Genomic DNA, 6,772 nt, shown 5'->3' on the forward strand with positions numbered 1-6,772 from the left:
AAGTTTCATGAGCAGTCACCAGAACGGTCGCAGCCGCGCGCTGCGCATCGCCGCCATGTTGTCGATGCTGGCCGGCGCCGCGCAGGCCGCGTCCGTCCAGCCGCCGGCGCCGCGCGCGGCCGACCGTCCCGCACTGGAAAAGCAGGACATTCGCGCGCAGCTGGCGCCGCGCCGCTACACCACCATCGCCGCGGAGATCGGCGCCAAGATCAGCCGCATCGGCGTGCCCGAGGGCGCCAGCTTTCGCGCCGGGCAGACCCTGGTTGCGCTCGACTGCTCGATCCAGCAAGCGCAGCTGCAGAAGGCCAGGGCCGTGCTGGCCGCGGCCGAGAAGACGTACGCCGCCAACAAGCGCCTGGACGAGCTGAACTCGGTCGGCAAGGTGGAGCTGCAGGTGTCCGAGGCCGAGGTGTCCAAGGCCAAAGCCGACGTGGCCAGCACCAGCGTGGTGCTGTCCAAGTGCGTGATCCCGGCGCCGTTCGCGGGCAGGGTGGCCGAGCAGAAGGCGCGCGAGCAGCAGTACGTGCAGCCCGGCCAGCCGCTGCTGGACATCCTCGACGACTCCGTGCTCGAGCTCGAATTCATCGTGCCCTCGCGCTGGCTGGCCTGGCTCAAGCCGGGCTACGCCTTCCAGGTGCACATCGACGAAACCAACAAGACCTACCCGGCCAAGGTGCAGCGCATCGGCGCCAAGGTCGATCCGGTGAGCCAGTCGGTGAAGCTGTCCGCCGCCATCAGCGGCCGCTTCCCGGAACTCATCGCAGGCATGAGCGGCCGCGTCGCGCTGCAACCGCCGTCCACCCAATAACAACGACAAACCACCACCATGAACAAGCCCCTGCCTCCCGCTCCCGTCCTGAACGCCATCGAGCAGCCTGCCCGGCGCAGCCGGCGGCCCCTGAGCGGGCGGGGGCCCGCGCCGCTCGCGCTCGAACCGCGCGTGATGTTCGACGGCGCGACCGGGGATGCGGTGCTGGCGGCCAAGGCAGCGGCCGAGCGTGGTGCCGCGCAGGCGGCCGAGCGCGCCGTGGACGCGGACCGGGCCGGCATCGACAAGCTGGCGCTGCAGGCGCCGGTCGCGGTGGCTGGGCCGCTCGACGCCACGCGCCACGAGATCGTTTTCATCGAGGACAACGTCGAGAACTACCAGCAGCTGGTGGCCGGGGTGAAGCCGGGCCTGGAGGTGGTGGTGCTGGACCACACGCGCGACGGCCTGCAGCAGATGCTGGCAGCGCTCGACGGTCACGCGCCGGTGGATGCGATCCATCTCGTCACGCACGGCAGTGAAGCCAGCATCCGGCTTGGCAGCACCGAGGTATCGCTGGCCAATCTCGAAGGTTTCGACAAGCAGTTCGCCAGGCTGGGCAGCGCGCTCACGGCCAACGGCGACTTCCTGATTTACGGTTGCGACGTGGCGGCCGGCGCCGATGGCCAGCAGTTCGTCAGCCGGCTGTCGCAGTTGACCGGCGCCGACGTCGCTGCGTCCGTGGACCTGACCGGTGCGGCAGCGCGCGGCGGCAACTGGACGCTCGAGACGCAGACCGGCACCGTCGAAACTGCGGCGCTCACCGGCGACCATTACGACGGCCTGCTCGGCGCGGCCAACGTGAAGGTCAGCACGGACAATGTCGTCAACACGAGCGACACCCTGACCACGGTCGTCATCAGTGGCACCGTCGATAACGGTACCGGCAGGGACATCAACGTGACGGTCACCGGGGCAGGCGGGACGCCATCCGTGACATCGACCATCACGGGGATCACCAAGACGCAGGGCGGCACCTGGAGCGGAACGATCAACCTGAGCAGTTTTGCCGACGGCACCCTCAACGTCTATGTGACGCAGGGCGGCACGGCCGGCCCGAGCGCCACCAACGACCAGACCTTCACCATCGTCAAGGACACCACCGCGCCCACGGTGGCCACCACCAATACCAGCACCGCGTCCACCTCCAGCTTCAGCCTGACGGCCAGCGATGCGTCCAAGGTGTCCACGCTCGAGTACCAGGTCGACTCGGGACAATGGAATTCACTGACGATTACTCCCGCCACGAGCGTGAGCTCGACGGTGACGCTGAGCGCGCAGTCGGTCGGATCGCACCGGCTGAACGTGCGTGCGACCGACGCCAACGGCAACGTGACGGTCAGCGGGACCGATTTCACGGTCGCGGCTACGCCGGTCAACCACGCGCCGACGGCATCGGGCGACGCGACCCTGGCGAGTATCCCCGATACCAACACCGACCCGGCTGGTGCGACCGTTTCGGCGCTGTTCCTGTCGAAGTACAGCGATAGCGACAACGATGCATTCAAGGGTATCGCCATCGTCTCGTACACGCGCGATGCCAGCGCCGGCGAATGGCAGTACAACAGTGGATCGGGCTGGGTCAACATCAGTGCCGTGACGTCTGCCTCGTCGGCGATCACCTTTGGGGTCAACGACCAGCTGCGCTTCAAGCCCGCCAGCGGTTTCTCGGGTGCCGCGCCAGCGCTGTCGGTCAAGCTGGTTGACGCGGGCGGCACGGTCAGCACCAACGGCGTGGTCAACGCGTCGGTTTCCGGCGGCAGCAGCGACTTCAGCGCGGCCACCGTCTTGCTGAAGACCTCGGTGACGACCACCTACACCCTGTCTTCGCCGGACAGCAAATTCGTCACGCTCCTGTCGGGGAATAACTACGACCCCTACAACGACACCCAGTCGCACGCCGCTGACACCGACCTGGTCGGCAATTCGAGCGCGCCGCTGCTGCAGGGCGGCTACGACACCAATACGCAGACGCTGTACTACCGCGTCCGCATCGGCAACCCGACCCTGTCGAAGGGCGTGCCGGTGTTCACCGGCGTGGTGCTGCTCGGCGTGGACGTCAACAACGACGGCAAGCTGGACATCTTCATCGGCGTGGACGGCCGCAACAACGGTCTGGGCGTGGTGACGTTTGCGCCGGGCTCCGACCTGAACGTGAGCCCGAGCACCACCTCGATCACCGCGCCGGTCGCGGCCAGCGGCAGCTACTCCTACACGTCCGTCACCACCGGCACGACCGACATCGGCGGCGACGGCAAGACCGACGCTTACCTGACGTTCTCGCTGCCGTTCAGCGCACTGCAGTCGCGCGTCGCGGCACTGGGCAAGTCGATATCGACCAACACGTCGCTGGGTTTCGTGCTGATGACGCTGACCCAGAATAACTCGATCAACGGCGATATCGGCGGCATCGGCACCATGAGCAAGGGCGACAAGGACAAGACCTGGCGCGACCTTGGCCTGCTCCAGCCGATCAACCTGACCGCGCCGACCCTGGCCGGCATCTCGGGCAATTACCAGTTCGTCGAGAACGGCGCCGCGGTGACCCTGGCCCCGAACGCGACGTTCAGCGACTTCGATACCCGGAACTTCAGCGGCGGCAAGCTCGAGGTCACGATCAGCGGCAACCCCGAGAGCGGCAAGGACCAGCTGTCGCTGGGCGCAAGCGGGGTTTCGCTTGTCGGCGGCGTGGTCAGCGTGAACGGCACGCAGGTCGGCACCGCCACCTTTGCCAGCAACGTCCTGACCGTCAGCTTCACCGGCTCCAACGTGACTGCCGACCAGGTGAACGCCGTCGTGCGCGCGGTGAACTTCTCGAACACGAGCGATGCGCCTTCCACGCTCAATCGCACCGTGCAGTTCAAGATCACCGACCCGGACAGCAACGCAAGCGATCCCACGGTGGCGGCGGTTACCGTACTGGTCCAGGCGGTCAACGATGCGCCGGCGGTCAGCGGCGCGGCGACCTCGCTCAACCGGACCGTCACCAGCGGCGCCAGCTACGCCGTCGGCAGCGCCACCATCAGCGACGGGTTGATTCTTGGCCGCGGCGTGAACTCGGGCATTTCGGTGTCCGACGTGGACGCGGCCAGCGGCACGGTCCGCGTCACCCTGACCGTGGATCTCGGCATCCTGGAGCTGTACAACGCCGGGACGCGGGTGACCACCGCGACCACCATCGATAACGTGACGTTCAGCGGCTCGCGCACCGGCACGCTCGTCCTCACCGGCACCCTCGCCAACATCAACGCGATCCTCACGGGGACCAACACCAGCGACACCAAGGTGCTGTACCAGCCGGGGCTGAGCGAGGTCGGCACGGCCAAGCTCACCCTGGCGGTCAACGACCAGGGCAACACCGGCTACGGCGGCCCGCTTTCCGCTTCCGCCACCGTGGGCACGATCACGATTTCGGCGCCGGCTCCGACCGGCACCCTGATTGGCACCGTGATCGAGGATAATGCGGTCACCAGCGGCAACCTGTCGGCAAGCGGAACGCTGAGCCAGAACATCACCGGATCGACCTGGCTCGGGAACACCCTGGGTTCGTCCGCGCTCGGCACGCTGGCCGCGTCCGGCGCCACCTGGACCTACACGGTGAACAACAGCGCGCCGGAAGTGCAGGCCCTGGTCGCAGGGCAGTCGATCGAAGAGAGCTTCCAGGTTGCCACGGCGGGCGGCAACGTGTTCGTGCGCGTCACCATCAAGGGCACCAACGATGCGCCGACCCTGACAGTGACCAATGGCGCCTCCGGCTATACCGAGAAGGGATCGGCGACGACCCTGTTTTCCTCCGCCACCGCCACGCTCGGCGGCAGCGGTGCGTCGGCTGAGAGCGGGCAGTCGATCACCAGCCTCACCCTCGATGTCACCAACGTGTTCGACGGCGACCAGATCGTCATCGATGGCACCACGCTCTACCTCGACCATTCCAGCACCGGCACGCTGACGGCCAGCGGCTACCGCGTCAATGTCAGCCTGTCCGGTTCGACCGCGACGCTGACGGTGGACACCGCACAGGCGTCGCCATCGTCGATCCAGTCGCTGGTGACAGGGCTTGCCTACCAGTCGAGCAGCAACAACCCGACCAACTACGGCAACAACGCAACCCGTACGTTCACGATCCGCAGCATGCGGGACTCGGGCGGCACTGCTTCGGGTGGCAGCGATACCGCGGCGATCAACTGGTCGCGCACGGTAACGCTCACTGCGGTGAACGATACGCCGGTGGTCAACGTTGCGCCGATTACGGTCAACCAGAACACGTCGATCGTGTTGTCGAGCGCCTACCTGCTGGCCAACGACCCGGACACCCAGTCCAGCGGCCTGACCTACAGGATCACGAGCGATCCGACCAAGGGCGTGGTGAAGTTCAACGGCACGGTGGTGACGGGCGCCGTCACCTTCACCCAGCAGGACCTCGACGCTGGCAGCGTGACTTATACCGCCAATCCGTCTGGCAGCGCCACCAGCGACGCGTTCTCGGTGACGGTTTCGGATGGCACCAATACGACCGCCGCCAAGCAGGTGGACGTGAGCATCATCACGACCAATTATGCGCCGACCACGGTCGACAACACGGTGACGACGACCGAGGACAACTCCTACGTGTTCGGCACGGCGGATTTCCTCTTCAGCGATTTCAACACCGGCGACAGCATGTCCAAGGTGGAGATTTTCACGTTGCCTGGAACGGGCAAGCTGCAGACCTACGTCAGTGGCGCCTGGCAGGATGTGACCGGCGCCAGCACCATGGTCAGCACTTCCGAAATCACGGCCGGACATCTGCGTTTCATGCCGGTCGCGAATGCGTACGGCAGCCCGTACGCGACCTTTAATTTCAAGGTGTACGACCAGTCGAACGTCGCATCCAGCGATGCACAGATGACGGTCATCGTCACCCCGGTCAACGATGCCCCGGTGCTGACGGTAGCGCCGCTTTCGCTCGCCCAGGGCGCAACGGTCACGCTCACCACGAGCTACCTGAACGCGACCGACGTCGATACCGGCAACGGCAGCCTGACGTACACCGTCACCAGCGCCCCGGGCAAGGGCACCATCAAGGTCAGCGGCACGGCCGCGACCTCGTTCACGCAGCAGGACGTCATTGACGGCAAGGTGAGCTACACCGCCAACACGGCGGGCAGCGACACGTTCACGGTCTCGGTCTCGGATGGTGCATTGTCCGACGCGAAGTCGGTTGGGGTGACGATCACCTCGACCAACGCGGCGCCCACCAGCACCGGGGGCACGGTGACCACGCTTGAGGACACGAACTACGTGTTCGGTGCGAGCGATTTCAACTTCAGCGACACCAACGCCGGCGACTCGCTGAGCAAGGTCGAGATCTCGGCACTGCCGGGCTCGGGCAAGCTGCAGGCCTACGTGAGCGGTGCATGGCAGGACGTCGGCGCCAGCGCCAGCGTGACCGTGGCTGAGATCAATGCGAGCCACCTGCGCTTCGTCCCGGTGGCGGACGCCTCCGGCAATCCGTACACCACGTTCACGTACAAGGTGTATGACCAGTCCAACGCCGCTTCCGCAGACGCGACGATGACGGTCAAGGTCACGCCGGTGAACGATGCGCCGGTGCTGGCGGTTTCGCCGGTGACCGTGGCGCAGGGTGCGACCATCACGCTTGGCACGAGCTACTTGAGCGCGAGCGACGTCGACACCGGTAACGGCAGCCTGACGTACACCGTCACCAGCGCGCCGGGCAAGGGCACCATCACGGTCAACGGTACGGCTGCGACCTCGTTCACGCAGCAGGACGTCATCGACGGCAAGGTGAGCTACACGGCCAACAGCTACGGCAGCGACCAGAGCGACAGCTTCAGTGTGTCGGTTTCGGATGGCTCCCTGACGGATGCGAAGGCGGTTGGCGTGACCATCACCTCGGCCAACGTGGCCCCCACCAGCACTGGTGGCGCAGTCACTACGGCCGAGGACACCAACTACGTCTTCAGT

At 66.2% G+C, this 6,772-nt stretch carries 2 protein-coding genes; both read left to right on the plus strand.

The window, feature by feature from the left end; genetic code table 11:
• The first annotated feature begins 7 nt into the window (after positions 1 to 7).
• Positions 8 to 808, plus strand: a complete 801-nt coding sequence (locus tag NX774_RS16620; protein ID WP_258823358.1) for an efflux RND transporter periplasmic adaptor subunit — start codon at positions 8 to 10, stop codon at positions 806 to 808.
• Between the two features lie 18 nt (positions 809 to 826).
• Positions 827 to 6,772 (plus strand): DUF4347 domain-containing protein (locus tag NX774_RS16625; protein WP_258823359.1); only part of this gene is annotated, 5,946 nt, incomplete at its 3' end.

This window comes from Massilia agilis (assembly GCF_024756255.1).
Taxonomy (GTDB): Bacteria; Pseudomonadota; Gammaproteobacteria; order Burkholderiales; family Burkholderiaceae_D; genus Telluria; species Telluria agilis.